This window comes from Thioalkalivibrio sp. ALJ24 (assembly GCF_000377785.1).
Classification (GTDB): Bacteria; Pseudomonadota; Gammaproteobacteria; order Ectothiorhodospirales; family Ectothiorhodospiraceae; genus Thioalkalivibrio.
This window is the reverse complement of the sequence record NZ_KB898726.1, coordinates 223,474-249,831: the sequence shown is the minus strand read 5'-3', so window position 1 is coordinate 249,831 and position 26,358 is coordinate 223,474. Positions and strand designations below refer to the sequence as shown.

Here is a 26,358-nt window from a genome sequence, read left to right as displayed (position 1 = left end):
TTGCGTCATTCGCCCCCAGAATCGTCGGGACAGAGGCACCGGCGTCCGCGCGGGCGTTCGTGTGCCCGGTTCGGGCTGCGTCCGTGGCCCGGTTTGCGGTGTCCGTCGTTGCCGGCGGCCTTTTCCCGGAGATTCGTCCGGTCACCCCGCAGGGGGTGACCGGCCCTGAGAGGTGGAGTTGTGGACAAGCCCGAGATCGTTGTTTCGGCGACCGACATGGAACGGCTGGACAAATTGCTGGAATCCGCTTCGGCGGAAGAATGGCCCGGCAAGTCACAGCTGGAGGCCGAACTGGATCGCGCGCGGGTGGTGGACTCGCACGAGATACCGGCATCGGTGGTGACCATGAACTCCAGCGTGCGTTTCCGGGTGGTGGAATCCGGCGAGGAATTCACCATGACCCTGGTCTACCCGCGCGACATGGATGACAGCGGGCAGACCCTGTCGATCATGGCGCCGGTGGGCAGTGCGCTGCTCGGGTTGTCGGAAGGCGAGGAGATCGAGTGGCCGCGTCCGGGCGGGGGCGTGATGCACGTGCGCATCGACAAGGTGCTGTATCAGCCGGAACGCGCCGGTGAACACCATCGCTGACCGTCATCCCGTGCGCCGGGGTTATCCCCAGTATCCCTGACGGTACCAGTGCCCGCTGCGCAGGCAGCGGAACAGCCAGAGGCCGCGCCCGTGCGGGTCGCGGGCCAGGGCGTAGTCGCGGCGCTGATCGCCGTCGCGATCCCACCAGCCGTTTTCCAGGCGTCCCAGGGGACGGAACTCCCGTGGTTCCGGCGGCCCGTCGATCGGGGCCGGTGCGTGCACCCACAGGGCCGTGCCGCAGGCCCGCTGTGCAGGGCCGGGTGAGGGGCTTCCCGGCCGCGTGGTGGTGAATACGGGATCCTGCGCGCTCTCCGGAGTGGGTGTGCCCCGGTTGGCCAGGCCGCCGACCCGCTGCGAACCCAGCCGTGCCCGCAGCCGCGCCAGCACGGCGGGGGGCTGCGTGGCGTCCGCGTTCGTGGCGGCGGGTTCGCCGCCGAGCAGGGTGTCGGCAGTGGCGGCGGGTTCCAGCAGCTCGGCCGCATACAGGCGCAGGCCGATGACCGGGGCCTGCAGGGTCTCGCGTTCCAGCCGGGTCTGCCACAGGCTCAGCCAGTCCGTGGCGCGGATACCCGGCTGGCCGCGTTCCAGGTGCAGGGATGTGCAGGTCTCGCGATGCTGCAGCTCCAGCTGCATGCCCTGCAGGCTCCGTGCCCGCCCGCGCAGCTGCTGCTCGGCCTGCTGCAGCAGGCGGCGCAGAGGAAACACCAGTGCGGTGCTCGCGCGGATCTCGTGATCCAGGCGCAGCGCGAGTTCCAGGGTGTCCGGGGGGCGGAAACGTGGCAGGGTCTCGGGCGCATCGCCCAGCAGGCGGTCGATGGTCTGCAGCAGCCCCGGGCCGTGGCGCCGCGCCAGTTCCGCGCGTGGCAGACGCAGGAGATCGCCGAAGACCCGCAGTCCGGTGGATCGCAGGGATTCGCGGGTGGCGGGCGGCAGCGGCAGGCTCTCCAGCGGAAAGCGCTCCAGACTGCGCCGCAGGGCGTCACGGTCCTCGGGGATCTCCGGGGATCGGCAGGCAGCCAGCAGGCGCGCGGCGGCCGGGCTGCGGGCCATGCCGGTACGCGGGTGGAAGCCCAGTTCGCGCAGCACCGTCTCCGCCCGTTCGCGCAGGGCCGCCAGCCCGCCGAACAGGCGCCGGCTGCGCCCGACCTCCAGCAGGATGCGCTGCTCTTCGGGTTCGGGATGCACGTGGTCGCTGAACTGCAGCAGGGCGGCGGCCAGCTGGTGAATCTCGCGTGCGCGGGCCGCCGGGTCGTCCTCGATCAGCTCCGGGGCGTCCAGCAGGGCCAGGGCATCGCCCAGCGGCATGCCCGGATGGGCCCCGGCATGGCGCGCGACGCGGTTGGCGGCATGCACCCGGGGACGCTCCCCGCGTTCCACGATCAGCAGCGGGTGCTGCGCGAGGCGGGCGGCGTCCGCGCGGCGGCGGGCCTGGAGGTCCAGGGCCAGATGCGGGAACTGCACGGCCAGCCAGCATTCCCGGGCCTCCGGGCGGGCGGCCCGGAGCGGAGCGGGTTCGGGGGCACGGGCCGGTTCCGCGGGCGCGGGGAGCAGCTGCAGGTTCGGTCCCGGGGCGGCGCGATCCGGTGCCGGACGGGGCGCGTGTGCAGCCGGGTTCACGGGATCGCCTCCGGGTCGAGATCCAGCGGCCGGTCGCGGCAGTTGCGCGCGCCATGACCCTTGAGGAACTGCAGGCGCAACCCTCCGCCGTGCGGTTGCCAGTGCAGGCGCTGGTGTGCGGGCGAGGGCTGTTCGGCGGCCTGCGGCGGCCGGTAAAGCACGGCACAGGCGCGGCTCTCGCCGGCGGCCAGGCGCAGCCTGCGCAGCTGCGCGGTCTCCGCCGGTTCCGGGATCCAGGCCAGCAATACCCCGAAGGCCGGGTCGCGCAGGCACTGTTCGGCGCTCCACAGGCACTCGCGGGTGTGTTCGGCCCGGACCAGCAGGACCCGCTCCGGGGGGATGCCCAGCTGCTGCCAGCCGGGGAGCCACGGGGTAGCCGGCGGACCGATCAGGGCGATCCACAGCCGCGCGCGCCCGCAGGCGGCGAGCATCGGGATCAGCAGGCGGGTCTCGCCGCTGCCGAAGGGCGCGCCCAGCAGTTCCACCAGCTGGCCGCGTGGCCAGCCGCCGCCCAGGGCCGTTTCCAGTTCGGGCGTTCCCGCCGGCCAGACCGCGTCGCCGCTGGAGGGGGCGCCCTGGCGGCCGCGCCACAGGGACGGGTGCTCCAGCAGCGAGTCCAGGGCGCGGCTCATTCCCTTTCCAGATCGCGCAGCACGCCCACGCCGATCCCCTCGATCGCCAGTTCGCGGCGTTCGGGGTCGATCTCGATGGGGGCGAAGTCCGGGTTTTCGGGCAGCAGGCGGATCCGTGAACCATCGTGGTGGAAGCGCTTGACCGTGACCTCGTCCTCGATGCGCGCGACCACGATCTGGCCATCCCGGGCCTCCGGCGTGCGGCGCACGGCGAGCAGGTCACCGTCGAGGATGCCGGCATCACGCATGCTTTCGCCGTGTACCCGCAGCAGGTAGTCGGGGCGGGCGCGGAACAGGGCGTCGCCGAGTTGGTAGTGCCCCTCGATGTGTTCGGTGGCCAGCAGCGGCGAGCCGGCCGCGACCCGGCCGATCAGGGGGATGCCGTCCGTTCCCGAGGGCATGCCGGGAGACGGGCGGGCGTCGGGGGGCAGGCGGATCCCGCGGGCCGCCCCGCCCACCAGTTCGATCGCGCCCTTGCGCGCCAGGGCCTTGAGGTGGCATTCCGCCGCATGGGGCGAGCGGAAACCGAAGGCCGTGGCGATCTCGCTGCGCGTGGGCGCGGTGCCCTGGGTGGTGACCACCTCGGTGATGTAGTCGAGGATGGCCTGCTGGCGCGGGGTGAGCGACGGGACGGACGACACGGGGGCGGCTCCGGATACTGTTCATAATTACAGTAACCGGAGGGTGCCCGGGTCGGCAAGCGGTCAGTCGGGGTCCGCTTCAGCTCCGTCTTCTACGTGTCCGGTGTAGAAGCGCCGGGCGTCGTTGAACAGCTCGGCGTTGCTGTCGGCACGCATGTACAGCATGTGCCCGCCGGGATAGCGGCCGGTGACAATGCGCTCGTCGTCGCCCGGGTCCGCGGCATGCGCGATCTGCCTCAGCAGCCATTCGGTGGCGAAATAGGGGGTGATCAGATCGGCCTCGCCGTGCACGCTGAAGATGCGAAAGCGGGGATCGAGTGCCAGGGCGGTGGCCAGGTCGTCCATCGCCGAGGCCGGGCCAGTGCGCTGCGAGCTGTCCCAGTCCCAGGCACCGAAGACCTCGCGGCTGAGCAGGCGATACTGATGCCCGTGTGACCAGTCCAGGGTGTTGCGCAGGTGGTCCAGCATGGCGGTGGACAGCGGGGCCACCAGACCGTCGAGGATGGCATCGGCCTGCGGCCGCGTGCGGGTCGGGACCGGATCGGGCGAATCAATCCCGCCATCGTACAGGCTGACCAGCCGGCCCTCGTCCCGCAGCAGGCCACGCTGCGCCATGTTCAGCGTGACGCGGCCGCCGGTCGCGCGCAGGTGGTCGCGCTCCATCCCGGTGAAGCGGGCCACTTCATCGATCCAGTCCGCATCGATGCGCCGCGGGTGCAGCAGGCCCTCGAGATAGTCCCCCAGCGCGAATGCCTCCGCCTGCTCGAGGCTCGGCGGGTCATCGCCCAGGCGGTCATGCGCGCGTGCCGAGGCGGTCAGCGCCGGCAGCATCAGGGCGTTCGGGAGCGGGCGTCCGGTGCCGCCCTCGAGCATGCCGAAATCCAGCGCAGGCGAGACCAGAACCGTGCCCGAGACGCTGATACCGGAGTTGCGCATCAGCCGCGCCGGCAGGGCGCCGGCGCGATAGCCGCCATAGCTCTCGCCACCGACGTAGACCGGGTCCCCGCGGCGTTCGTGATCGTCCAGCCAGCGTTCCAGCATCTCCTCCAGCGCGGCCAGGTCGCCCTCCGGCTCGAAGAAATCCTCGCGATCGCCGGCCTCCATGACCCGACTGAAACCGGTGCCCGGCGGATCCACGAAGACGAGGTCGGTAAACGCCAGCCAGGTCTTCGGGTTGTCCACCAGGCGCGGCGGGGTGGTGGCCGAGAGGCCACGCTCGTCGGTGTCCAGAACGCGCGGGCCGAGCCCGCCGACGTTGAGATAGGCGGAGGCCGCCCCCGGGCCGCCGTTGAACAGGAAGGTCACCGGGCGCTCGGTGTCTTCATCCTCCACCGTATAGGCCACGCTGAAGACCCGTGCCTCGGGGTGTTCGCGATCCTCGCCCAGCGGGGTGTAGCCGACCGTTGCGCGGTACTCCAGCCGTTCGCCGTCCACCGTTTCCAGCGAATGCGTGGTGGTCACCGGCTCGGGAATGACCGCCGGCAGTTCCTCGCGGTTGTCTTCTTCGCCCGGAGCCGGGGCCGAGAGCAGCAGCAGGACCAGACCCAGGGCCCCGGGTCCGCCATGTCGCCGCATCAGCAAACCGCCGTCTCCTCGGTGTCGGGGCAGTCCTGCCGTACCACGCCGTCTTCTTCCAGCCAGTGCTTGATGCCGTCGGTGACGTTGTGAACGTCCTCGTACCCCAGACCGTCGGCCAGCGCGCGGGCCAGCACGCCGGTGCGGCTGCCGGTGCGGCAGATCAGGACCACGGTGTCGTCCGGGTCCACGGCGTCGGTGAATTCCTCGCCGAATTGCGGGATGAACTGGCCGCGTTCGTCGAAGGCGGTCAGGCGCAGGCTGCCGTCGACCACCCCGGTTTCGGACCATTCGTCGGGCCGGCGGATGTCGACCACGGTCACGTCATCGCGTTCCAGCATCTCGGCCAGCTCGTCATTGTCGAGTCCGCCGAACGGGGCCGGTTCCACCTCCAGGATCTCCACCTCGAAGCGCAGGGTCGCGTCCGGCGGGATCACGTCACCGGCGCCCTGCGCCCCGTAGCCCAGTTCCGGCGGGATGATGATCTCGCGCTCGCCGCCCTCGCGCATGCCCTCCAGGCCCTTCTCCCAGCCGGGGATGACCTCGCCGGCGCCCAGGGTCAGGCTGAACGGCTGACCACGGTCACGGCTGGAATCGAAGGGCTCGCCCTGATCCTCGCCGTCCTCGTGCACCCAGCCGGTGTAATGCACGGTCACCGTGTCATGACGCACGACCTCGTCGCCGTCGCCTTCCTCGAGGTCACGGACTTCCACGTTCTGCGCCAGCGCGGCGGCCGGCAGGGCCAGAAGGATTGCAAACAGCCAGTTCTTCATCGATTCGTACCTGAAGGTTATGGAAAGGGTTCGTTTTCAGAGGACAACGCGCATCATTGGAACATTCCCGCTCTATTGCAACAGCCGGCGGCGGATGCGGTAGCTGGCCACGCAGATGGCCAGGACCCCGTACCCAACGATGACCGCCAGATGCGGCAGCCAGCGGACCGGCCATTCGCCGGTCATCAACGGCCGCACCAGCTCGATCACATGGGCCAGCGGCAGCATCCAGGCCAGGGTCTGCACCCAGTCGGGGAGCTGTTCCAGCGGGAAGAACACCCCGGACAGCAGCAGCATGGGGGTGACCGCCAGGGTGAAGTAGTAGAGGAAGAAATCGTAGCTGCGCGCCAGCGAGGTGACGACCAGTGCCAGCGCGCCGAAGGTGAAGGCGGCGAGGAAGATCACCGGCAGCGCGAGCAGGGCGCGCGCATCGGCCACCAGCCCCAGCAGGCTGGCCACGATCAGTACGGTGATCGCGGAGATCAGGCCCTTGGTGGCTGCCCACACCGCCTCGCCGAACACGACGTCGTCCAGCGTGAGCGGGGTCGCCAGCATGCCGAGCCAGGTGTTCTGTTCCGCCATGCGCGTATAGGCCGAGTACATGCCCTCAAAGCTGGCGGTCATCATCGCGCTGGAGGCGACGATGCCGGAGGCGATGAACACCATGTAGCGCATGCCGTCGACCTCGCCCACCAGGGCACCAAAGCCGGCGCCGAACGCCAGCAGGTAGAGGATCGGTTCGCCGAAGTTGCCGACCACCGCGGGCAGCAGCAGCTTGCGCCAGACCCGCAGGTTGCGGCGCCACACCGCAAACATGCGCAGGCCGGGACGCGGGAGCAGGGGGTGGGTGCGCTGACTCATGGGTACTCAGTCCCGCAGGTCGTGTCCGGTGAGCTTGAGGAAGACGTCCTCGAGATTGGCCTCGCGCAGGCCCATGCGTTCCCCGCGTGCCTCCAGCCGCCCGCGCAGGCGTTCCGGATCGGGGGTGTAGATCAGCCAGGTGTCGGCGACCTGGTGGGCACGGTCGCGCGGCCCCAGTTCGTTCTCGATGGAGGCCGCGGCTCCGTGGCCGGCGACCGTGGCCACCCAGGGCTCGACGTGCTCGCGGATCAGCCGGGCGGGTGTGTCACAGGCGATGATGCGGCCATGGTCGATGATCGCGATGCGGTCGCACAGCTCCTCGGCCTCTTCCATGTAATGCGTGGTCAGCACCAGGGTTACGCCCGAGGCGCGCAGTTCGCGCAGCTGTCGCCACAGGTGGTGGCGGGCCTGGGGATCGAGGCCGGTGGTGGGTTCGTCGAGGATCACCGCGGCCGGGTCGTTGATCAGCGCGCGGGCCAGGGTCAGGCGGCGTTTCATGCCCCCGGACAGGGACTGGATGGTCGCGTCGCGCCGGTCGCTCAGGTTGACCTGCTCCAGCAGGGCATCGACCCGTGCCTGCAGCGCGGGGCCGGACAGGCCGAAATACGAGGCATAGGTGAACATGTTCTCGCCCACCGTGAAGTCCGGGTCGAGGGTGTCGAACTGCGGCACCACCCCGAGGCGGTGACGGATCCGGCGCTCGCCCTCGGGCATCGCCTCGCCGAGCACTTCGATGTGGCCGGCATCGATGGGGCTGAGGCCCAGCAGCATGCGCAGGGTGGTGGTCTTGCCTGCGCCGTTGGGGCCCAGCAGGCCGAAGAACTCGCCCTTCGGGATCTCCAGGTTCACGCCGTCGACCACCGGCGTGCCGGTATACCACTTACGCAGGTCCTGGATACGGATGGCGGTCACGGGGCGTCCTTTCGCAAAGCGGGTGGCGGGGACCGCGCACAGTGTAAGGTGTTCCCGCCGGTTGGCGGGAAGGCTGCAGGACCGCGCGGGGATTTTCGGTGCCCGTTGCCCGTGGTCGTCCTCGGGGCAATGCGCTACCCTTCGCCGCGCCGCATTCGCGCGCAAGCGCGCTCCCACGAAGGCAGGCGGACCTCGGCCGAGCTGCAGCGCTTATCGGGTTCGTGCTTGTCGGGTGCGGCAGACTGTTCCGGCCAACGCGAGGTGATCCATGCATTTGTTCTGGCAACCCCGGACGGATCTGGGCAAGGCGATCGGGCCGGGCATCCTGATGGCCGGCGCCGCCATCGGCGGTTCCCATCTGGTGTCCTCCACCCAGGCCGGAGCGCTCTACGGCTGGTCCCTGCTGGGACTGTTGCTGCTGGCCAACCTGTTCAAGTATCCGTTCTTCCTGTACGCGGTGAAATACCGCGCGGCCACCGGCGACACGATCCTGCATGGCTACCGGCGCATGGGTAAGGGCTTTCTGGCGGCCTTCTTCGGCCTGAATCTGGTCAATGCCTTCCTCAACACCGCGGGGGTCGCGTTCATCTCCGCCAGTCTGTTTCTGGCGTTTCCGTTCGTGGACGCCGCCGAATACGTGACCGGGATCGCCATCGGCATCCTGCTGCTGTGTGCCGCGATCATCCTCGCCGGGCATTATCAGCTGCTGGACAAGATTGCCAAGGTCGTGGTGTTCCTGCTGGCGGTGTCGACCCTGACCGCGGTGATCGTGGCGATCTGGCAGAGCGCGGAGATCCCCGAGGGTTTCGTCGGACGCGACCCCTGGGATCTCGCCTCCATCGGCTTCATCATCATGTTCATGGGCTGGATGCCGGCCCCCATCGACATCGCGGCGTGGCCGTCGCTGTGGCGGACCTCGCGCGAGATCGAGACCGGGCACCGCGCCACGGTGGGCGAGTCGACCACCGATTTCCACATCGGCTACATCGTGACCGTGGTGCTGGCGGTGTTCTTCCTCGCCCTGGGTGCGCTGGTGATGTATCGCGCGGGCGCGGGGATCGAGCTGGCCGACATGACGGCCGGCGAGTTCTCCGCTCGCTTCATCGAGATGTACACCTCGACCATCGGTGACTGGGCGCACTGGCTGATCGTGCTGGCGGCGTTTTCCGCGATGTTCAGTACCACCCTGACCTGCATGGACGGCTGGCCGCGCTCGCTGGCGATGAGCACCCTCCTGCTGTTCGATCGCCCGGAGACGGGGCTGCGGCGCACGCTGGTCGCATGGCTCCTGTTCACCGTGGTGGCCAGCACCGTGATCATTCAGTTTCTGCTGACTGATCTGCTGGCGATGCTGCAGTTCGCGATGGTGGTGTCGTTCCTGACCTCGCCGGTGTTCGCCTGGCTCAACTATCGCGCCATCCAGCGCCCCGAGGTGCCGGAGAAGGATCGCCCCGGGCCGGTGTTGCATGGGCTGTCATGGGCGGGCATGGCGTTCTTCGTGGTGTTTACGCTGCTGTTCGTGGTGTGGTTCTTCGGCCTGCAGGATGCGGCCGAGGAGGAACGCGAGCGGATCCAGGAAGAAGAACAGGCGCTGGTGGCGCCACCGCCGGAGGGCGGCGCGCGGGTCTGACTGCGGTGGCGTCCGGGTGGTCCGGGGTCAGTCGGCGGCGGGCCGGGTCAGGCGGCGGACGATCAGCGTCAGCAGCACGGCCAAGGCGATCGCGCCGATCGCGAACACCGGGCTGGAGAGCAGATCCGGGCGCAGCAGCAGCAACAGGCCGAGCGCCAGCATCATCATTCCGGACAGCAGCTTGAGCAGGCGCCCCTCGTGTTCCTGCAGCTTGCGGTTGCCCAGGGTGGAGGCGAACAGCGCGACGATCGCCAGCATCGGCAGCACGTAGATCAGGTTGTATGCGAGCAGATAGCTGTAGTAGCTCACCGCGCCGGGATCGTGGGTGGTCAGGATCCGCGTGTAGATCATCGGGAAGCCCAGGGTGCAGAGGATCTCGTAGAGATTGACCACCACGGCCAGGACCACGGTGGCCCCCAGAACCCAGGGCAGGCTGTCGGCCTGGGTCAGTTCGCGCATGCGTCGGAACAGGCCCGGCCGGGCCGAGTCCGGGATGCTCAGCGATACCCCGCGCTTGAACAGGAAATAGTCCTTGATGTTGATCAGCGCCATTGCCAGCGCCACGGCCCCGGCGATCCGCGTGATCAGGGGCATCTCGCCGAGCACCAGGAAGGCGTTCAGCCAGGCGGTCATGAAGGTGAAGTAGATGACCCCCGAGATGGTCACGAACACTCCGCCGATCAGCAGGATACGGCCCCGGCTGCGGCTGTGCACCACCACGCTCAGCAGGAACAAGAGGACAAAGAAGGCGCAGGGGTTGAACGCGTCGAAGCCCGCGAGGATCAGGGTCAGCGCCGGCAGGGACAGCTGATCGGGACGCAGCTCGCCGACCAGCGGCAGACGCAGCGGCTCGGCGTCGGTCCACAGCGCGCGTTCCAGCTCGGGCGGTTCGCCGGCCTGAACCCGCCGGTGGCAGGTCTCCAGCAGTTCGCGCAGCCGGGCCTCCTGACGTCCGCGCGCGTCGAACCCCTCCAGCATCGCATTGCAGAACAGGAAGCCGGGCACCGCCCGCGCGTCCTCGCCGATCTCGGCGGCCATGCCGCGATAGACCTGGCCCAGAGCCGGATTCGCGGTGAGGTCGTAGCTGCGCACGGCCAGCCAGGGGTAGTCCTGCGCCAGCTGATGGACCACCGGCAGCGCGTCCAGACAGCGCGGACACTCGCGGGTCCAGAAGAAATGCAGGGTGATCTCCGGCGCCTGCGCAGCGGGATCGTCGGCGGGGGCATCGGCCTGCGCGGGGCCGGGCAGCAGCCACGGCAGGATCAGCATCAGCCACAGAACCGCGGGCACGAGACCCGCACTGGCGGGCCGGCAGCGAGGCGATGGGTATGCCGGTCCCGGCATCAGAAGCTTCCTGCGTGGCTGTATACGCAGCAGTATAGCGGGCGCGGCTCAGGGATTGTCGAGCAGCCGCGGCACCCGTTCCAGCCGGCCGATGCGCAGCGGGGCGGGGGAAGGGTGTTCCCACGGCAGGGCGCCAGGGTTGTACCAAGCCGCCTGCATGCCGGCCTCGCGTGCTCCCACGACGTCCGCTACCGCGTCGTCGCCGACGTGCAGGATCGCGTGGGCCGGGACGCCCGCGCGGCGGCCGGCGAGGGCGAAGATCTCCGCGCCCGGCTTGGCCACGCCGGCCTCGGCCGCGCCCACCGCGAAATCGAAATAGCGCCCCAGCGGGGTGCGGAAGACATCCGCATTGCCGTTGCTGATCGCGCCGAGGATGACCCGGCCTTGCAGGCGTTCCAGCACCGGCACGGCCTCCGGAAACGGTGTCACCTCGTTGCGGGCATGCCAGAACACCGCGAAGCCTTCTTCCTCCAGGGTGTCGGGGCAGGCATCACAGCGCTGTGCCAGTCCCCGCAGCCAGCGCTTGCGCAGGCGGGTCAGGTCGTGGCGTTCCTCCGGTGCGGCGGCGCGCATGAACGCCGCGCGGTCGGCCACCAGGGCCTCCGGATCGAAGCGGGCGCAGACCTGCGGCGCGTGCTCGCGCAGCCAGGCATAGAAACGCGCCTCGGCGTGCCGGATCGCCGGCATCACCGGCCACAGGGTATCGTCCAGATCGAAAGTGACGCATTCGACCGGGCGGCCATGGCCGGGGGGAATCGATGGGTTCGAATTCATCGGACGAGATTGTCGGATAATGTGCGTGAAGAGTCCCTTTCCCGGTCGCGAAGCAGGTGTAAAATGAAAGGGAAACTCCGTCAATGACTTCCGTTTCACCGGAATGAAAGGAGCAAGCGTCATGAAAAAATACCTGCTGCGCAGTTTGCCCGTGGCTCTGCTGGGAGCGCTGATGATGACCGGCACCGCCCAGGCCGTGGATCCCGAGGACGCGATCGAATACCGCCAGGGCGTGTTCAAGGCGTTCAGCTGGAACTTCGGTCCGATGGCCGGCATGGCCCAGGGCGAGATCCCCTTCAACGAGGAGATGTTCCTGCAGCGCGCCGATCAGCTCGCGCGTCTGGCCGACATGCCCTGGCAGGGTTTCACCGAAGACTCCGATCTCGGTGATACCGACGCCAAGATGGAGGTCTGGGAGGACGCGGACACCTTCGAGCAGAAGATCGAGGAATTCAAGGAAGAGGTCGCTGCCCTGGAGGCCCTGATCGACGAGGGCGCCGAGGAGATGCAGCTGCGGCGTCAGGCCGGTAACATCGGCCAGTCCTGCCAGGCCTGCCACGACAGCTTCCGCGACTGATCCACGCGGTTGTCGAAGCCGGGCCCGCTTGTCCCTCCCGGGACAGCGGGCCTTTTTTCATTGTGGGCTGGGGCGGTGTCAGTCGGCCGGATCCACGCGGATCTCCAGGGAGACCGCGTCGCGGTCCCGCGTGGTGCGCCGGCGCACCGGCGGGTGCGTCTCGCGCGCCTGTTCGTCCAGGCGCGAACGGACCCCGGCAAAATCGTGCCAGCGACCGGTCTCCAGGGTGACGTCGGTCTCCACCCGTTCGTGCCGGGCGCCCTCGCGCAGCGGAATCTGATGGATGTGCGAGGCCACGACGCGGACCCGTCCGTCCGGCTGCATGCGGGGCTCGACGACGAAGCCCCGTTCGGTGTCGCGGAACAGCGGTTCCACCGCGACCCCGGCGCGTCCGGCGAACAGGCGATAGCCGGCGGGGAGGGTCTCGCCGACCATCAGGATCGCGCGGCCACCGTCGCGCAGGCGCAGGTATTGCTCGCGCTCGTCACCGCGCCGGGTGGTGAAGCGGCGGACCAGACCCCGGCGCTCGCCGTCCTCGTCCCCCCGGCGCCGTACTCTCAGGATCAGGTCGGGGCGGGCCTGATCGAGCTTCGCCGCAAGGTCGCGGATATCCTCGAGGTCGTGGGCCGCGGCGCGCACCAGCAGGCGGAAGCCATCGGCCTGCAGGGTGGCTGCGGGGAAGACCGCCCGAAGATCTTTGACGATCTCCTCCGCGCGGCGTTGTTGCAGTTCGATCACCGTGACTTCGGTGTGCGGGTCGCGCGCCGTCAGGGGGCCGGGCAACGCCGCCAGCAATAGCGTGGCCCCTCCCGCGCGCAGGAACCAACGGCGGCGCTCAGAGGTGCACACGCCTGAGCTCGCTGGATTCCCTGCCGGACACCCAGCTGGCCTCGAATTCCTGGGCCCGGCGCCAGGTGTGGCCGCGGTGGTCGGTATCGCCGCGCAGGATGCGCCGGCTGCCGGAACGGGTCAGCTGCATCCAGCCGGACTGGTCGGCCACGACGGTCATCACCAGCGGGGCGTTTTCATCCAGTTCAAGTACGCGCACGGACACGGCCGTGGTCAGTCGCTTGAGTGTTGTGACCAGCTCGGGCATGCGGTCTTTCAGGGCAAGGTCGTCGTCCACCAGCAGGCGGATGTCCGTAGCGCGATGGCGTTGTGCCATCCGCGCCAGGGTACCGGGGAGGTCGTCGTCGGCGAGCTCCTCCAGCAGGGCTACCGGGGTGTGAATCCACAGGATCCGGCTGGCGTTTTCGCTCAGTTCCCGCAGCATGGCGCGCGCCTGCTCCTGCGGATCTTCGGGGTTGTCGCCTTCCTTGCTCATGTCCTGGCTCATGCCTTGCTCCCGGGTCAGCCGGCGCGGGCCATGTGGTCCCGGACGCGGCGCAGCATGCGCCGGTGGGGGATGCCCGCATCCACGAATGTGTCGCTGATAATAAAGAAATCGTGGCGGGCATAGAATCCCAGCCGGGAGGCCTGGGCGTTCAGCCAGACGTGCTCCCAGCCGTGCTGGCCGGCCGCCGTCAGCGCGCATTCCAGCAGGTGGGAGCCGATGCCGTGGCCGCGCCAGGGCTGGCGTACCGCCATGCGGCCGATCTGCCCGCTGGGCAGCAGGCGCAGGGTGCCGATTGGTTCGCCATCGGGATCCTCCGCGAGCCAGTGCAGCGCGCCGGCGTCCAGCCCGTCGAATTCGAGGTCCTCGGGCACCTGCTGTTCTCCGACGAAGACTTCGCGACGGACCCGGGACAGTGCTTCCTGGTCGGCAGGCCAGCTGGCCTCCCGAAAGATGATCTGCCGGAACATGAGCCACCTCCTCCGCGGCATGGCCGGTCAGGATGGCCACACCGGACACCCGAGTGTAGTCCAGGCGGACCGGACCTGCCCGGGGTCAGGGTCGCTCGAGCACGACCTGCATCAGATCGACGCGGCCGGAGGTGAAGCCGACCTCGCAGTAGGCGAGGTAGTAGCGCCACATGCGCAGGAAATCCGGTGCATAGCCCAGCGCCTCGATGGCCCCGCGGGTGCGCAGGATCTCGCGGTGCCAGTGCGCCAGGGTCCGCGCATAGTCGGCACCGAAGAAGGCCCGGTCCACCACGCGCAGTTCGGACTCGGCGGCCGAATCGGCAAAACGTGACGGGGTTGGCAGCATGCCGCCGGGGAAGACGTAGAGCTGGATGAAGTCGGCATTACGGCGGTAATACTCGAAGGCCGATTCCTCGAGGGTGATGACCTGCACGGCCGCGCGTCCGCCCGGGCGCAGGCAGTGGCGGATCTGGTCGAACCAGGTCGACCACCAGCGCTCACCCACGGCCTCGAACATCTCGATCGACACGGCGTGGTCGAACGTCTCGTCCAGTTCCCTGTAATCCTGCAGGCGCAGGTCCACCCGGTCTTCCAGGCCCGCGCGGCGGATGCGCTCGCGGGCATGTTCCAGCTGCTCCTGCGACAGGGTCAGGCCGGTCACCCGGTAACCGCGCCGGGCGGCCAGCTCGGCGAAGCCGCCCCATCCGCAGCCGATTTCGAGGATGTGGGCCCCGGGCTCCGGCGCGAGGCGCTCGAGCAGACGTTCATATTTGTGCTGCTGCGCCAGCTCCAGGGGTTCGTCGCCGCGATGGAACAGTGCGGCGGAATAGGCCATGCCGCGATCCAGCCACAGGCGGTAGAAATCGTTGCCGAGGTCGTAGTGGAAGCGGATGTTGGCGCGACTGCCACGCGGCGAATTGCGCCGCAGCCAGTGGCGCAGCCCGTCCAGCCAGCGTTGCGCGGCGGGGCGTTGATAGATCCCGACGAGCCGGGCCTCGTTTTCCATGGCCAGACGCAGCAGGGCCGGCAGGTCGGGGGTCGTCCATTCCCCGGCGATGTAGCCCTCGGCGAACCCGATGTCACCGTGGCGCGCGAGCCGCAACAGGGTCTTCCATGGACGGCGCAGATGCCAGGTGGCCTCGCTGCCGGGGCCATGGCCGGCGATCTCGCGGCGTTCGCCGTGCGGCCCGATCAGGGTCAGGCGGCCGCGTTCCAGCCCTTCCAGCCGCTGGGCCAGCAGGTCCAGGGCCCGGGTTGCGGCGCTGCGGGCGGGAGCCGGCAGCCGCTGCGTGCGTTCCAGTTGCATCAGGTCATCTCCTTCTCGGGCGGTGCGGGGCGCGGGTGATACTTCCCGCCGCGCCACCAGATCTTGAGGGCCTGCCAGTGGATCAGTGCGAGCACCTGGACGGCCATCCATGGCATGCGCAACCACTGGCGGAGCAGCGCACCATCGGTCATGGCGCGGGCGTGACCGGACTGGGTGGCGACCAGCATCAGGCGTTCATCCTGGAATTCGCGGATGGCCACGCGCATCGGGCTCCCGTCCATGAGTTCGGGGACCCGCAGGGTGAAATGGTAGCGGGCCTGCATGTCGATGAAGGGCGAGACGTGGAACACCTTGTCTTTCTCCCCGCGCAGGACGCGTCCGTGCACCCGGTCGGCCCGCAGGAGGTAGTGATGGTGTTCGCCGAAGGTATTGCGTACCTCCAGCAGTACCGCTTGCAGGCGCCCGTCGGAGTGATGGCAGTACCACAGGCTCAGCGGGTTGAACGCGTGGCCCAGAACCCGGGGCGTGGCCTGCAGCAGGATGCGCCCGCCACCGGGCTCCAGGCCCCCTTCGCGCAGGCGTTCCTCGATCCACGGTCGCCACGGCGTGCCGTCGCGGCGACCGTGGTCGCGGGTGTACACGCTGAACAGGTTGAATCGGTTCAGCGAGAACCAGCGACGGTCCCGCGCGAGTGCTTCGAGGCGGTCGATGTCGAACAGCGCGCTGACCACCCGATAGCGAAAACGATACTGCTGCGGGAACAGCCGCTGGTGCATCACCGGACCACAGAGCAGGGCGCCATCCATCACCGGCTCTCCGTCACAGCGACCGCGGGCGTGCCGGGGCCGAGGCCGGCAGCGGCCCGCCCGCCGGCTCCGGTGCCGGATCGATCGCGGGCCGCGCAGGGACCGGAGTATCCGTCCCCTGCGACCAGGGGATCTCCACACCCAGCGCCTGCCCGACGGCCTGTGCCGAGCGCAGCCCGTCCTCGTGGAAGCCGTCGCCCATCCAGGCCCCGGCAAAGTACAGCCCGTCGTCGCCCTGGTGTTCGGCCAGTGCGGTGCGCGCGCGCTCGGCCGGCGCATCCATCACCGGGTGCTCCCACAGGAACTCGCCCAGGGTGAGCGACGGGTGCGGATCGGCCACCGGGTTGAGGCTGACGATGTAGTTCTCGCGCCGCTGCAGGCGGTGCAGGGCATTCATCCAGTACGACACGGAGACCCCGCGATCCCCCGCTTCACGCTCGCGCATGAGATAGTTCCACGACGACCAGACGCGGCGTGAGCGCGGCATCAGACGGGTGTCGGTATGCAGCAGGGCGCGGTTCTCCTGAAACTGGCAGGCGGCCAGGCGGCTGCGGGTGGTCTGCGGAGCGCCGTCCAGCAGCCGAAGGGCATCGTTGGCGTGGCAGGCGAACACCACCCGTTCGAAGTCCTCCGACCAGCCGTCGGCGTGGACCCGCCAGTGCGCCGGGCGCGCCTCCACCGCGGTGACGGCCCTGTGCTGCACGCTCCCGGGCGACAGGCGTTCGGCGAGCCGGGCGACATAGCTCTGCGAGCCCCCGACCACCGTGCGCCATTGCGGGCGATCGCGCAGGTCCAGCAGCCCGTGATTGCGGAAGAACCGCAGGAAACCGGCCGCCGGGAACTCACGCATGCGCTCCGGCGGACAGGACCAGATCGCCGCCGCCATCGGCAGCAGGTAATCCTCGGTGAAACCCTGCCCCAGACGATGGCGGGCCAGAAACTCGCCCAGGGTCCCCTCGGGCATCGCCTCGCGCGCATGCAGCTCGTGCCCGAGGCGGTTGAAGCGCAGGATATCCGCTACCATCCGCAGGAAGCGGGGCCGCAGCAGGTTACCGCGCTGCGCGAACAGGGTGTTGAGATCGCTGCCCGCATACTCGAGACCTGCCGGCTGCTGCGACACCGCGAAACTCATGTCGGTGGCGCGGGTCCGCACGCCAAGTTCGCCGAACAGGCGGGTGAGCAGCGGATAGTTGCGTTCGTTGTAGACCACGAAGCCGGTATCAATCGGGGTCGGACCCTGAGAGTCGGCCACGGTGACCGTGTGGGCGTGCCCGCCGAGACCGGGGGCCTGCTCGAACAGTCGCACGTCGTGGCGCTGTTGCAGGATCCAGGCCGAGGCGAGCCCGGCAATGCCGCCGCCGACGACGGCGATACGCTGTTTTTCCATGTCCTGGCTCTCCAGCGGCCGGGGTCGTATCTCATCTTATACAATACCTGTACAATATTTGTAAATCGGCAGGAGCCGGGAAATTCCCGAATTCATCTTCCCGGGAGGACGTGATGACGGCAACGAACGACACGCAATGGCCCGAAGCGGTGCGCCGTGCACTGGAGACCCACGAGATCGTGCTGGTGACCTCCGGGCTCAGTGATACCCGCGAGGCCGAGGCCCTGCTGGATGAATTTCGCCCGGGCCGCTGGACGCGCCTGGAATGGGGCATGGGTTCGGCGGAGAATCGCGAGGCCTTTCATCAGTTGCAGCAGGCCACCGGCATGCGCATGCTGCCCCTGGTGGTGACCCGCGACGGGGCACTGGGCGGTCTCCCCGAACTGCGTGCCCACCTCGGGGCGGGTGCTGGGGCCGGCAGCAACCCGGTGGCCGCCGCGGCGGGACCGGACGCAGCCACGGACCCGGGTGCGCGGGATCCGGCGCTGACCATCCTGGGGGCCGGCGGCCTGATCCCGTTCGTGTTCTTCGGGGCCGGGGCGTGGATCGCCCAGCCCGAATGGCAGGCTTTCGCGCTGAACGCGCTGGCGCTTTATGGTGCGGTCATCCTGGCCTTTCTGGGGGCGATCCACTGGGGGCTGTACCTCGCCGATCGCCGCCATCGGGTCGGTCCGCTGTCGGCGCCGGGCTGGGCGGTGATCCCGCCGGTGCTGGCCTGGCTGGCGGTGCTGCAGCCACTGCCCGAGGCACTCATGACCCTGGCGGTGCTGTTCCTGGTGGTATTGTGGGTCGACCGTTACAGCCTGCGGGGCCGCCGTCTGCCACCGGGCTATCTGACCCTGCGCATGGTCCTGACCACCGGCGCGATCCTGTCCCTGGCCGCGGGCCTGGGGGCGATGATGGTCGGCTGATCCGTTCTGATCCAAGGAGAACATTCGATGGATGCCGTTTCGCACAGCGACGAGGAACCCGACAACCGGACGCCGGCCGACCAGCTGGCCGCGCACTACCGCGAGATCCTCGCGGGGCTCGGCGAGGACCCGGAACGCGAGGGGCTGAAGGACACCCCGCTGCGCGCGGCGAAGGCGATGCAGTATCTGACTCGGGGCTACGAGGAGGACCTCGACCATATCGTCAACGGGGCGCTGTTCACCTCGGACAACGACGAGATGGTTCTGCTGCGCGACATCGAGCTTTATTCGCTGTGCGAGCACCACGTGCTGCCGATCATCGGCAAGGTGCACGTGGCCTACCTGCCGGACGGCAAGGTGATCGGCCTGTCCAAGATCGCACGCATTGTCGACATGTTCGCCGCCCGCCTGCAGATCCAGGAGAACCTCACCCGTCAGATCGCCGAGGCCCTGATGCAGGTGACCGGCGCCAAGGGCGTGGGCGTGGTAGTGGACGCGCGCCACATGTGCATGACCATGCGCGGGGTGGAGAAGCAGCACTCCTCGATGGCCACCTCGGTCATGCTCGGTGCCTTCCGCGAAGACTCGCGTACCCGGCGCGAATTCCTCAACCTGATCGGTCGCAGCTGACAGTTACCTGCAGCCCGCCCGGTTCGGGGGGCAGGCACTACGGGGCAAGGGGTTCCGGTTCGCCGCCCGGCGCCTCGATCCCGCGGTGGTGCAGGAGGGTCCCGGAGGCCTGCAGCAGGGCGGTGCGGGCCTGGCGGAAGGCTACGATACTGTCGGTGCGCTCCAGGCGACTTTCCAGCAGGTCGCGCTGCGCCCGGGCCAGGGCGAGGGCGGTGCCGGTGCCGGCACGGAAACGGGCCTTCTCCACGCGCAGCTGTTCCTCCTGAAGCTTTACCGTCTCCTCGCGGGCGTTGATCTGCTCGCGCAGGCGTGCGGCCTCGAACCAGGCCGCGCGCACGTCCTCCACCGCCAGCTGCTCCAGGTTGGCCAGGGTCTCGTGGACCTGCTGGCGGGTCAGCCGCGCGCGGCGATGCTCGGCCTGCGCCGCGCGCTGGCCGATCGGGAGCTCGAATTCCAGACCGGCGGCCAGATCGTAGCCGGAGCCGCCATCGCCGGTGGCACTGGAGGCAAAGCTGTCGGCATAGCCCGACTGGCCCAGGGTCACGAAAAAATCCAGCCGTGGGAGCAGGCCGTTGCGGGTACGCACCAGTTCCAGCTCGTCGCGCCGGGCCCGCACGCGCGTCTCGTTGAGGTCGGGCCGGTGGTGCCGGGCCAGGGCCACCCAGGTCTCCAACGGCTCCAGAGAATAACGCTCCAGCTCGGGCTCGGAGACCGTCTCCAGCCGGGTATCCCACAAACCGCCCTGGCCGTGAATGCGGCGCGCGAGCGCGTCCTGTGCCACCGCGCGATCGCTGCGGGCGTCGATCAGCCCCTGGCGGCGCAGCGCGACCTCGGCGCGCGCCGACACCTCCTCGGTCTCCGGCAGGTCGCCCGCGCGGATCCGGCCGCGGGTCTCTTCCAGCTGGCGTTCGGCCACCTCCAGCGCCTCCTCGAAGATCCCGACCCGCTGGCCGGCGAGGACCAGATCCCAGTAGCGCGCCTCCACGTCGTTCAGCAGTTCCTCCACGTAGCCGCGCAGCTCGTGTTCCGAGGCCCGCACGTCCAGCCCTGCCTGTTCCAGCCGGACCCGGTTGGATTCGATGCGTCCGCCGCGCAGCAGGGCCTGGGTCAGGGTGACCCCGCCGCGCGCGGTGTACTGCGCCTGATCCACGCGGTTGCTGTCGCTGCGCTGGCCACGCACGGACAGGGTCAGTTCGGTGCCGGTGGGCAGCTCCTGGCGCAGCCCGACCTCGCCACTGCGGCGGGTCGAGACCACCTCGTCGGTGACCCCGATCTGGTCGAGCTGGCGCACGCTGCGGTCACGGCCGGTCTCCACCTCGGCGAACAGCGCGGGGTCGAACACCGCCTGCTCCTGGGCGACGAAGGTGTCCTGGATCGCCGGCTGCAGGCGTTCCGCGCGCAGCCCGGCGTGGTTCTCCAGCGCCGAGGTCACCGCTTCCTCCAGCGTCAGCAGAAGCTGGTTCCCGGTATCGCCGGCGGGAGTCCCGCCCGACGGCGCGACGCCTTCGGTCACCGCCAGCACCTCGTCCGGCAGATCGAGCTCCAGCGCGGAGGCGGCGGGTGCGGCCAGCAGCCCGGCCAGGCCCGCACCCGCGAGCAAGGCGACCATCGTGGACGGTGAGCGGCGATCAGTCATGGGCATCCACCATGCGGTAGACCGGCGGTCGCTGGTGCGAGCGGCGGTAGAACAGCAGATAAAGGGCCGGTATCAAAAACAGCGTGATCAGCGCGGAGGACAGCAGGCCCCCGATCACCACCCGCGCCATCGGCGCCTGTGCCTCGCCGCCTTCGCCCGCGCCAATGGCCAGCGGGAGCAGGGCGAGGATGGTGGTCAGGGTGGTCATCAGGATCGGTCGCAGGCGTTCCCCGGCGGCGGTGATGACGGCCTGCACGAGCTCCATGCCGTCCGCGCGGTGGCGCCGGGCCATGCGGTCCACCAGCAGGATGGCATTGTTCACCACGATCCCCACCAGCAGCAGGATACCGATCAGCGACTGCACGTTCAGGGTGGTGCCGGTGACTCGCAGCGCGAGGACCACCCCGATGATGGCCAGCGGCACCGAGAACATCACGATCAGCGGATCACGCAGCGATTCGTACAGGCTGGCCATCACCATGTAGACCAGCAGCACCGCCAGCAGGGTGCCCAGCAGCAGCTCCGAGAACGCCGCTTCCTGTTCCTCGATGTCGCCGGTGACCGAGTAGTCGATCTCCGCCGGCAGCGGGATCTCCTCCAGCGCCGCACGTACGTCCGCGGCCACCTCGCCCAGCGAACGTCCGCCGATGTTGGCGTGCAGGGTGCTGATCCGTGCCTGTTCGCGACGCTCGATGGAGTCCGGCCCGATCGCCCGGTCGAAATCGACCACGCTGCGCAGGGCCACGCGGTCGCCGTCCTCGTTGCGCAGGGTCAGGTCGCGCAGGTCATCCAGGGTGGCGGTAACCGCGTCGCGCAGCTGTACCCGCACCGGGACCTCGTCTCCGGCCGCGCGCAGGGCCCCGGCACGGGTACCGCCCAGGGCGGTCTCCAGGGTCTGCGCAATGGCCTCGACTTCCACGCCGAGGTCGGCGGCCCGGTTGCGGTCGATGCGGGTGGCGAACTCCGGCTGGCCACCGTCCTCGGCGACCCGCGTGTCGGTGATGCCGGGGACGTCGTCCAGTGCCTGTTCGAAGCGTTCGGTAACCGCGCGCATGGTGTCGAGATCGAAGCCGCGCACCTCGATCGCCAGGCTTTCCTCGTCGTCGCCACCGAAGCCGCGGAAGAAGATTCCGCCGCGCGCCCGCACGCGGATCTCCGCACCGGGGGGATCGCCCAGCGCACTGCGCAGGGCGTCGGCAATGTCTTCGGACGAGCGCTCGCGGGCATCGCGCGGGCCGACATTGATGCGCATGTTGGCGGCCGCCGGCGACGAGGCGCGGAAGGCCGAGGCGCCGATGCTGTTCACCAGGTGCTGCAGTTCGGGGACCTCGTCACGGACCTGCTCTTCCAGGTCCAGCATCACCGTCTGCAGCTCGTCCAGTGGCGTGCCCGGTTCCATCGACAGGTTCACGCGGATCTCGCCCTCGTCGGTGGCGGGCATGAACTCGGTGCCGACCCCGCGCAGCCCCGCCAGCGCGATGATCAGCAGCGCCAGGCTGATGCCCACCACCGACCACGGATTATCCAGCGCCGGACGCAGCGCCCGCGCGTAGGCCTGTTCCATGCGCTCGCGCATGCGCGGCGCGGACGCGGGGCGGCGCATGCGCGCCATCAGCATCGGCACCAGGGTCAGCGCGACGATCAGGGAGGCGAACAGGGCAAAGGCCACCACCACCGCCAGGGGCTGGAACAGATGGCCGGCCAGTTCCTCGGCAAAGAACAGCGGCAGGAAGATCGCCAGGGTGGTCAGGGTGGAGGCGACGATCGCCGGTGCCACGCGCCCGGTGCCCTCGGCCGCCGCGGTGGTGGGCGCGAGGTCGGGAACCTGTTCGCGTCGCCGCGCGATGCTCTCCATCACCACGATGGAGTTGTCCACGATCAGGCCCACGCCCAGCGCCAGCCCGCCCAGGGTCATCAGGTTCAGGCTGTGGCCGCCGAAATGCACCAGCGCGAAGGTCGAGATCACCGCCAGCGGGATCGCGGTCGCGGCCACCAGGGTATAGCGCAGGTTGCGCAGGAACAGCAGCAGCACCAGCATCGCCAGCGCCGAGCCATAGAGGATCGCCTGGCCGACGTTGGCGATGGAATTGCGGATGAATCCCGACTCGTCGCTGACCGCGCTGATGCGTGCCTGCGGGAAATCACGGTTGATCGCGCGCAGTTCGGCGTGCACCCGGTCAGCGACCTCGACGGTGTTGGCGTCGGTCAGCTTGCGGATCGCCAGCACCACGCCGTCCTCGAAATCCACCCGGAAGCGGCGGGTCTCGCGTTCGTGGGTGTCCAGCACCCGGGCCACCTGGTGCAGGCGGGTGCGGCCGTCCTCGTCGCGGTGGACCACCACCTCGCCGATCTCGTCCAGCGCCTCGAACTGGGCCGGGGTGCGCAGGTTGAATTCGCGGCGGCCATCCCGGATCGGCCCGCCCGGCGCGATCACGCTGGCCCCGGTCAGGCGCGAGCGGATGTCGTCCAGCCCCAGATCCAGCGCGCGCAGGCGGTCCGGCTCGACCTCCACCCGGACCTCGCGCTCCAGTCCTCCGCGCACGTCCACCGCGGCCACCCCCGGCAGGCGCTCGAGGCGCGGGCCGATGCGATCGTCGATCAGCCCGCGCAGGTGGATCGCGTCCAGTCCGCTGGCCACGCCCAGCAGCATGATGGGCGAATCCGCGGTATCGAACTGGCGTACGCGCGGGCGCTCCGCGTCGTCCGGCAGGCTGCTTTCGATGCGCGCGATGCGGTCGCGCAGGTCATCCATCGCCGCGCGCAGGTCGCTGCCCCAGGCGAGGGTGATGCGCACCCGCGAGTTGCCCTCGGCGGAGGTCGAGCGGATCTCCTCGACCCCGGTGACCGCGGCCGCGGCCTGTTCGATCGGCCGGGTCACCAGCTGTTCCACTTCCTCCGCCCCGGCGTTCGACCACGAGGTGTTCACGGTCATCACCGGCAGGGCGATGTCCGGCAGCAGGGCGACCGGCAACCGGGTGAGGGCGGACAGCCCCAGTACCAGCACGATCAGCGCCACCATGCTGGTCAGCACGGGGCGGTGAACCGTGAACTGCGCCGGATTCACTGGCCGGACCCCGGTGCGTCGTCGCGGATCCGCAGCGGGGTGCCGTCACTCAGCAGATGCTGGCCCAGCACCACCACCCGGGTCCCGGGTTCCAGTTCGGGTTCGCGCAGTTCGATGAAATCGCCGTCGCGTACCCCGGTGGTGACCGTGTGGCGGCGGGCGACCGGGGCGTCATCCCCGTCTTCCCCGGCATCCTCGACCACGAAGATGACCGCGCCGGCCTCGCGGTGCATGACCGCGTCGCGGGGGATGGCAAGCCTTTCCGCATGCCGGTCGAGTTCCACCGACAGTTCCGCGAACATCCCCGGCCGCAGGCGTTCGTCGTCATTGGGCAGCTCCACCTCCACCCGTGCCTGACGCGAGCCCGGACGGAACTCCGGCGCGATGCGCGAGATTTCCCCGTCGAAGCGTTCCCCCGGCCAGGCGGGCGTGGTCACCTCCACGGGCATGCCCCGCTGCAGCCGGGCGTAGTCACCCTCGGTGACCGACAGCACCGCGCGCATAGGGGTCAGCCGGACCAGCGTCAGCAGCGTGTCGCCGGTGCCCACCAGCGCGCCACGATCGACCTGGCGTTCGGCCACATAGCGGGTGGCTCCGGATTCTCCGTCGTCGTTGCGATCGGCGTGAATCCGGGTGTATTCCAGCTGGATGGCCGCCGAACGCACGGCGGAGCGGTTCTGCCGCAGGCGCGACTCGGCCAGCGCCACTGCGGTGACCGCCAGCTCCCGTTCGGTCTCGGCCGCCTCCAGCTCCGAGGACGAAGCGATCCCCTGTTCGCGCAGGTCGCGGGTACGAGCCAGCTCGCGACGCGCGGCCGCCTCGCCGGCGCGGGCCTCGGCCAGTCCGGATTCGGCCACTGCCAGCTCGGCCTCGGCACGCTCCAGTTCCTGTTCGAACTCCTCGGCATCCAGACGCAGCAGCAGATCCCCGGGTTCCACCCGGTCGCCGAGTGCCACCGCCACCTCGCGCACGTGGCCGGTGACCCGAGGCGTGATCTCGATCCGGTCACCGCCTTCCAGCGAACCGGTGAAGCGCCGGCGCTCGACCAGCTCGCGGCGCTCGGCTTCGGCGGTCACCACCGCCACCGGCCGTGCGTCACCCCCGCCACGCCGGTCGGAGCCGTCGGGATCGCCGCCGCCGGGCCACCACCACACGGCCACGGCCAGCACGGCCAGGGCCACGAACAGAACAGGGATCACGGACAGACGACGCATGGCAACCCGGGCGGGGACGAGGACGGGACCGGATTGTACCTTGCCCGTCGCCCCTGAACGTCCCGTGAATGCCCGGTGATTGACTAAGGATTGCGGGTCGACGGGACTCGCGTCAGTGCCGGTCGCCGGTGGCCTCGGCCGCCATCTGTTCGTAGCTGGTGTGGCGCACGTTCTTGCCCTTGACGAAATAGACGACGTATTCGCATATGTTGCGGGCGCGGTCGCCAATGCGTTCGAGGGCGCGGGCGGCCCAGACCACGTCCATCAGCCGCGGCACGGCGTCCGGGGCGGCGGTCATCTGTTTCATCAGCTTGTGGGTGACCGATTCGTACAGGCTGTCGATCTGGATGTCCTGCTGGGCGACCCGCACCGCCTGTTCGGTGTCCATGCGGGCGAAGGCATCCAGCGCGCCACGGGTCATGTGACGCACGTGTTCGCCCATTTCCGCGAGATCGCTCATCGGGGCGGTCTGGCGGTCGGCTTCGAGCAGATGCAGGCCCATGCGGCCGATGCGCTCGGCCTCGTCACCCATGCGCTCGAGATCGGTGATGGTCTTGATCACCGCGATCACCAGACGCAGGTCGGAGGCGGTGGGCTGGCGCCGGGCGAGGATGTGGGTGCACTGTTCGTCGATCTCCACCTCCATCGCGTTGATGCGGTAGTCGGTGGTCATCACGGTCTCGGCCTGCTCGGTGTCGCCCTCGACCATCGCGTTCACCGCGTCGGCAAGCTGCTGTTCCACCAGCCCGCCCATCGCCATCACGCGCTTGATGATGTCTTCCAGCTCTTCGTTGAACTGGGTGGAGATGTGCTGCTTGAAGAAGCTCGTATCCATGTCTGCAGGGCTCCTCAGCCAAAGCGGCCGGTGATGTAGTCCTCGGTCTGCTTTTTGGCGGGCGAGGTGAACAGGGTGTCGGTATCGGCGTATTCGATCAGCTCGCCCATGTACATGAAGGCGGTGAAGTCGGAGACGCGCGCGGCCTGCTGCATGTTGTGGGTGACGATGACCAGGGTGTAGTCCTTTTTAAGCTCCATCATCAGTTCTTCGATCTTCAGCGTGGCCAGCGGGTCCAGCGCCGAGCAGGGCTCGTCCAGCAGGAGTACTTCGGGGTCGATGGCGATCGCGCGGGCGATCACCAGGCGCTGCTGCTGACCGCCGGACAGGCCGAAGGCGTTCTCGTGCAGGCGGTCCTTGACCTCGTCCCACAGGGCCGCGCGGCGCAGCGACCTTTCCACCACGTCGTCGAGCCGGCGCCGGTTCTTCACGCCCTGCAGGCGCAGGCCGTAGGCCACGTTCTCGTAGATCGACTTGGGGAAGGGGTTGGGCTTCTGGAACACCATGCCCACCCGGCGGCGCAGCTCGGGCACGTCCACGTCGGCGCCGTAGATGTCCTCGCCGTCGAGGCGGATGGTGCCTTCGATACGCGCGGCGTCGATCAGGTCGTTCATGCGGTTGAAGCAGCGCAGGAAGGTCGACTTGCCGCAGCCGGACGGGCCAATGAACGCGGTGATCCGGTTCTTCGGGATGCGGATGTCGATGCCCTTGAGCGCCTGGTCGTCGCCGTAGTAGAGCTTGAGGTCCTCCGCGCTCAGGCACATCTCCTCGTCGGCCAGTCGCAGCCCGCGGTCCGGGCGGTCGTCGGCGGTCACCTGAACGGTGTGGGTTGCGGTTTCACTCATCTTGGTTGACTCCTGAAAAGGGGGCTCCCGGCG

General features: G+C 69.2%; 25 protein-coding genes. 5 read left to right on the top strand and 20 right to left on the bottom strand.

Features of this window, described 5'->3' with window-relative positions:
* The first annotated feature begins 180 nt into the window (after window positions 1-180).
* A complete protein-coding gene (gene rnk / locus D571_RS0105235) occupies window positions 181-591 on the top strand; it encodes a nucleoside diphosphate kinase regulator (protein WP_018935624.1) in 411 nt (136 codons plus the stop codon).
* A gap of 21 nt (window positions 592-612) precedes the next feature.
* Here rnk and D571_RS0105230 read toward each other — a convergent pair whose 3' ends face one another.
* The 7 genes from D571_RS0105230 to D571_RS0105200 form a co-directional block, all read right to left on the bottom strand.
* Window positions 613-2,058, bottom strand: a complete 1,446-nt coding sequence (locus D571_RS0105230; protein ID WP_026287601.1) for a DNA polymerase Y family protein — start codon at window positions 2,056-2,058, stop codon at window positions 613-615.
* 146 nt (window positions 2,059-2,204) lie between these two features.
* Window positions 2,205-2,840, bottom strand: a complete 636-nt coding sequence (gene imuA / locus D571_RS0105225; RefSeq protein WP_018935622.1) for a translesion DNA synthesis-associated protein ImuA — start codon at window positions 2,838-2,840, stop codon at window positions 2,205-2,207.
* On the bottom strand, window positions 2,837-3,481 hold the full coding sequence (gene lexA / locus D571_RS0105220; protein ID WP_018935621.1) for a transcriptional repressor LexA: 645 nt from the start codon (window positions 3,479-3,481) through the stop codon (window positions 2,837-2,839). The genes imuA and lexA overlap by 4 nt, the downstream gene beginning before the upstream one ends.
* 63 nt (window positions 3,482-3,544) lie before the next feature.
* Window positions 3,545-5,056 (bottom strand): hypothetical protein, encoded by a 1,512-nt coding sequence (locus tag D571_RS0105215; RefSeq protein ID WP_018935620.1) that lies wholly within the window; start codon window positions 5,054-5,056, stop codon window positions 3,545-3,547.
* Window positions 5,056-5,829: an FKBP-type peptidyl-prolyl cis-trans isomerase gene (locus tag D571_RS0105210; protein WP_018935619.1), complete on the bottom strand. Its 774-nt coding sequence runs from the start codon at window positions 5,827-5,829 to the stop codon at window positions 5,056-5,058. Before D571_RS0105210 ends, D571_RS0105215 begins: the two co-directional genes overlap by 1 nt.
* A gap of 72 nt (window positions 5,830-5,901) precedes the next feature.
* Window positions 5,902-6,690: an ABC transporter permease gene (locus D571_RS0105205; protein ID WP_018935618.1), complete on the bottom strand. Its 789-nt coding sequence runs from the start codon at window positions 6,688-6,690 to the stop codon at window positions 5,902-5,904.
* 6 nt (window positions 6,691-6,696) lie between these two features.
* Window positions 6,697-7,602: an ABC transporter ATP-binding protein gene (locus D571_RS0105200; protein WP_018935617.1), complete on the bottom strand. Its 906-nt coding sequence runs from the start codon at window positions 7,600-7,602 to the stop codon at window positions 6,697-6,699.
* Window positions 7,603-7,870: 268 nt separating this feature from the next.
* On the opposite strand from D571_RS0105200, the gene D571_RS0105195 reads away from it, so the two are divergent.
* On the top strand, window positions 7,871-9,232 hold the full coding sequence (locus D571_RS0105195; RefSeq protein WP_018935616.1) for an NRAMP family divalent metal transporter: 1,362 nt from the start codon (window positions 7,871-7,873) through the stop codon (window positions 9,230-9,232).
* Window positions 9,233-9,259: 27 nt separating this feature from the next.
* Here the strand turns inward: D571_RS0105195 and D571_RS0105190 are convergent, their stop codons facing one another.
* Window positions 9,260-10,501, bottom strand: coding sequence for a membrane protein (locus tag D571_RS0105190; RefSeq protein ID WP_038046766.1), 1,242 nt, complete (start codon window positions 10,499-10,501; stop codon window positions 9,260-9,262).
* A gap of 123 nt (window positions 10,502-10,624) precedes the next feature.
* The gene (locus D571_RS0105185; protein WP_018935614.1) at window positions 10,625-11,350 is read right to left on the bottom strand and encodes an HAD family hydrolase; all 726 of its coding nucleotides are present in this window, start codon (window positions 11,348-11,350) and stop codon (window positions 10,625-10,627) included.
* A 121-nt stretch (window positions 11,351-11,471) separates the two neighbouring features.
* Between D571_RS0105185 and D571_RS0105180 the strand changes: the two genes are divergently transcribed.
* On the top strand, window positions 11,472-11,927 hold the full coding sequence (locus D571_RS0105180) for a cytochrome c (RefSeq protein ID WP_018935613.1): 456 nt from the start codon (window positions 11,472-11,474) through the stop codon (window positions 11,925-11,927).
* A 78-nt stretch (window positions 11,928-12,005) separates the two neighbouring features.
* Here the strand turns inward: D571_RS0105180 and D571_RS0105175 are convergent, their stop codons facing one another.
* From D571_RS0105175 to D571_RS0105150, 6 genes are all read right to left on the bottom strand, one after another.
* The gene (locus D571_RS0105175; protein WP_026287597.1) at window positions 12,006-12,776 is read right to left on the bottom strand and encodes a hypothetical protein; all 771 of its coding nucleotides are present in this window, start codon (window positions 12,774-12,776) and stop codon (window positions 12,006-12,008) included.
* Complete coding sequence (locus tag D571_RS0105170; RefSeq protein WP_018935611.1) at window positions 12,763-13,263, bottom strand: hypothetical protein; 501 nt, start codon at window positions 13,261-13,263, stop codon at window positions 12,763-12,765. The genes D571_RS0105175 and D571_RS0105170 overlap by 14 nt, the downstream gene beginning before the upstream one ends.
* 14 nt (window positions 13,264-13,277) lie before the next feature.
* Window positions 13,278-13,730, bottom strand: coding sequence for a GNAT family N-acetyltransferase (locus D571_RS0105165; RefSeq protein ID WP_018935610.1), 453 nt, complete (start codon window positions 13,728-13,730; stop codon window positions 13,278-13,280).
* 85 nt (window positions 13,731-13,815) lie between these two features.
* Window positions 13,816-15,036 (bottom strand): cyclopropane-fatty-acyl-phospholipid synthase family protein, encoded by a 1,221-nt coding sequence (locus D571_RS0105160; protein WP_018935609.1) that lies wholly within the window; start codon window positions 15,034-15,036, stop codon window positions 13,816-13,818.
* A complete protein-coding gene (locus D571_RS0105155; RefSeq protein ID WP_018935608.1) occupies window positions 15,036-15,803 on the bottom strand; it encodes a DUF1365 domain-containing protein in 768 nt (255 codons plus the stop codon). The genes D571_RS0105160 and D571_RS0105155 overlap by 1 nt, the downstream gene beginning before the upstream one ends.
* Before the next feature lie 13 nt (window positions 15,804-15,816).
* Window positions 15,817-17,190 (bottom strand): NAD(P)/FAD-dependent oxidoreductase, encoded by a 1,374-nt coding sequence (locus tag D571_RS0105150; RefSeq protein WP_018935607.1) that lies wholly within the window; start codon window positions 17,188-17,190, stop codon window positions 15,817-15,819.
* A 113-nt stretch (window positions 17,191-17,303) separates the two neighbouring features.
* On the opposite strand from D571_RS0105150, the gene D571_RS0105145 reads away from it, so the two are divergent.
* Window positions 17,304-18,101: a DUF3429 domain-containing protein gene (locus D571_RS0105145; RefSeq protein WP_018935606.1), complete on the top strand. Its 798-nt coding sequence runs from the start codon at window positions 17,304-17,306 to the stop codon at window positions 18,099-18,101.
* 27 nt (window positions 18,102-18,128) lie between these two features.
* The gene (gene folE, locus D571_RS0105140; protein WP_018935605.1) at window positions 18,129-18,731 is read left to right on the top strand and encodes a GTP cyclohydrolase I FolE; all 603 of its coding nucleotides are present in this window, start codon (window positions 18,129-18,131) and stop codon (window positions 18,729-18,731) included.
* Between the two features lie 37 nt (window positions 18,732-18,768).
* Here the strand turns inward: folE and D571_RS0105135 are convergent, their stop codons facing one another.
* The 5 genes from D571_RS0105135 to pstB form a co-directional block, all read right to left on the bottom strand.
* On the bottom strand, window positions 18,769-20,373 hold the full coding sequence (locus D571_RS0105135; RefSeq protein ID WP_026287595.1) for a TolC family protein: 1,605 nt from the start codon (window positions 20,371-20,373) through the stop codon (window positions 18,769-18,771).
* Complete coding sequence (locus D571_RS0105130; protein WP_018935603.1) at window positions 20,360-23,431, bottom strand: efflux RND transporter permease subunit; 3,072 nt, start codon at window positions 23,429-23,431, stop codon at window positions 20,360-20,362. The genes D571_RS0105135 and D571_RS0105130 overlap by 14 nt, the downstream gene beginning before the upstream one ends.
* Window positions 23,428-24,645: an efflux RND transporter periplasmic adaptor subunit gene (locus D571_RS0105125; protein ID WP_018935602.1), complete on the bottom strand. Its 1,218-nt coding sequence runs from the start codon at window positions 24,643-24,645 to the stop codon at window positions 23,428-23,430. Before D571_RS0105125 ends, D571_RS0105130 begins: the two co-directional genes overlap by 4 nt.
* A 112-nt stretch (window positions 24,646-24,757) precedes the next feature.
* Window positions 24,758-25,480: a phosphate signaling complex protein PhoU gene (gene phoU, locus D571_RS0105120; RefSeq protein WP_018935601.1), complete on the bottom strand. Its 723-nt coding sequence runs from the start codon at window positions 25,478-25,480 to the stop codon at window positions 24,758-24,760.
* A gap of 14 nt (window positions 25,481-25,494) precedes the next feature.
* Window positions 25,495-26,325, bottom strand: a complete 831-nt coding sequence (gene pstB, locus D571_RS0105115; protein WP_018935600.1) for a phosphate ABC transporter ATP-binding protein PstB — start codon at window positions 26,323-26,325, stop codon at window positions 25,495-25,497.
* Between the last annotated feature and the right edge of the window lie 33 nt (window positions 26,326-26,358).

What these genes read in the sequence shown, in the direction of transcription:
- imuA (WP_018935622.1), bottom strand. Translation starts at nt 2,840, where the DNA reads ATGAGCCGCGCCCTGGACTCGCTGCTGGAGCACCCGTCCCTGTGGCGC.
- D571_RS0105215 (WP_018935620.1), bottom strand. Translation starts at nt 5,056, where the DNA reads ATGCGGCGACATGGCGGACCCGGGGCCCTGGGTCTGGTCCTGCTGCTG.
- D571_RS0105210 (WP_018935619.1), bottom strand. Translation starts at nt 5,829, where the DNA reads ATGAAGAACTGGCTGTTTGCAATCCTTCTGGCCCTGCCGGCCGCCGCG.
- D571_RS0105205 (WP_018935618.1), bottom strand. Translation starts at nt 6,690, where the DNA reads ATGAGTCAGCGCACCCACCCCCTGCTCCCGCGTCCCGGCCTGCGCATG.
- D571_RS0105195 (WP_018935616.1), top strand. Translation starts at nt 7,871, where the DNA reads ATGCATTTGTTCTGGCAACCCCGGACGGATCTGGGCAAGGCGATCGGG.
- D571_RS0105190 (WP_038046766.1), bottom strand. Translation starts at nt 10,501, where the DNA reads ATGCTGATCCTGCCGTGGCTGCTGCCCGGCCCCGCGCAGGCCGATGCC.
- D571_RS0105185 (WP_018935614.1), bottom strand. Translation starts at nt 11,350, where the DNA reads ATGAATTCGAACCCATCGATTCCCCCCGGCCATGGCCGCCCGGTCGAA.
- D571_RS0105180 (WP_018935613.1), top strand. Translation starts at nt 11,472, where the DNA reads ATGAAAAAATACCTGCTGCGCAGTTTGCCCGTGGCTCTGCTGGGAGCG.
- D571_RS0105170 (WP_018935611.1), bottom strand. Translation starts at nt 13,263, where the DNA reads ATGAGCCAGGACATGAGCAAGGAAGGCGACAACCCCGAAGATCCGCAG.
- D571_RS0105165 (WP_018935610.1), bottom strand. Translation starts at nt 13,730, where the DNA reads ATGTTCCGGCAGATCATCTTTCGGGAGGCCAGCTGGCCTGCCGACCAG.
- D571_RS0105160 (WP_018935609.1), bottom strand. Translation starts at nt 15,036, where the DNA reads ATGCAACTGGAACGCACGCAGCGGCTGCCGGCTCCCGCCCGCAGCGCC.
- D571_RS0105155 (WP_018935608.1), bottom strand. Translation starts at nt 15,803, where the DNA reads ATGGATGGCGCCCTGCTCTGTGGTCCGGTGATGCACCAGCGGCTGTTC.
- D571_RS0105150 (WP_018935607.1), bottom strand. Translation starts at nt 17,190, where the DNA reads ATGGAAAAACAGCGTATCGCCGTCGTCGGCGGCGGCATTGCCGGGCTC.
- D571_RS0105145 (WP_018935606.1), top strand. Translation starts at nt 17,304, where the DNA reads ATGACGGCAACGAACGACACGCAATGGCCCGAAGCGGTGCGCCGTGCA.
- folE (WP_018935605.1), top strand. Translation starts at nt 18,129, where the DNA reads ATGGATGCCGTTTCGCACAGCGACGAGGAACCCGACAACCGGACGCCG.
- D571_RS0105135 (WP_026287595.1), bottom strand. Translation starts at nt 20,373, where the DNA reads ATGCCCATGACTGATCGCCGCTCACCGTCCACGATGGTCGCCTTGCTC.
- D571_RS0105125 (WP_018935602.1), bottom strand. Translation starts at nt 24,645, where the DNA reads ATGCGTCGTCTGTCCGTGATCCCTGTTCTGTTCGTGGCCCTGGCCGTG.
- phoU (WP_018935601.1), bottom strand. Translation starts at nt 25,480, where the DNA reads ATGGATACGAGCTTCTTCAAGCAGCACATCTCCACCCAGTTCAACGAA.
- pstB (WP_018935600.1), bottom strand. Translation starts at nt 26,325, where the DNA reads ATGAGTGAAACCGCAACCCACACCGTTCAGGTGACCGCCGACGACCGC.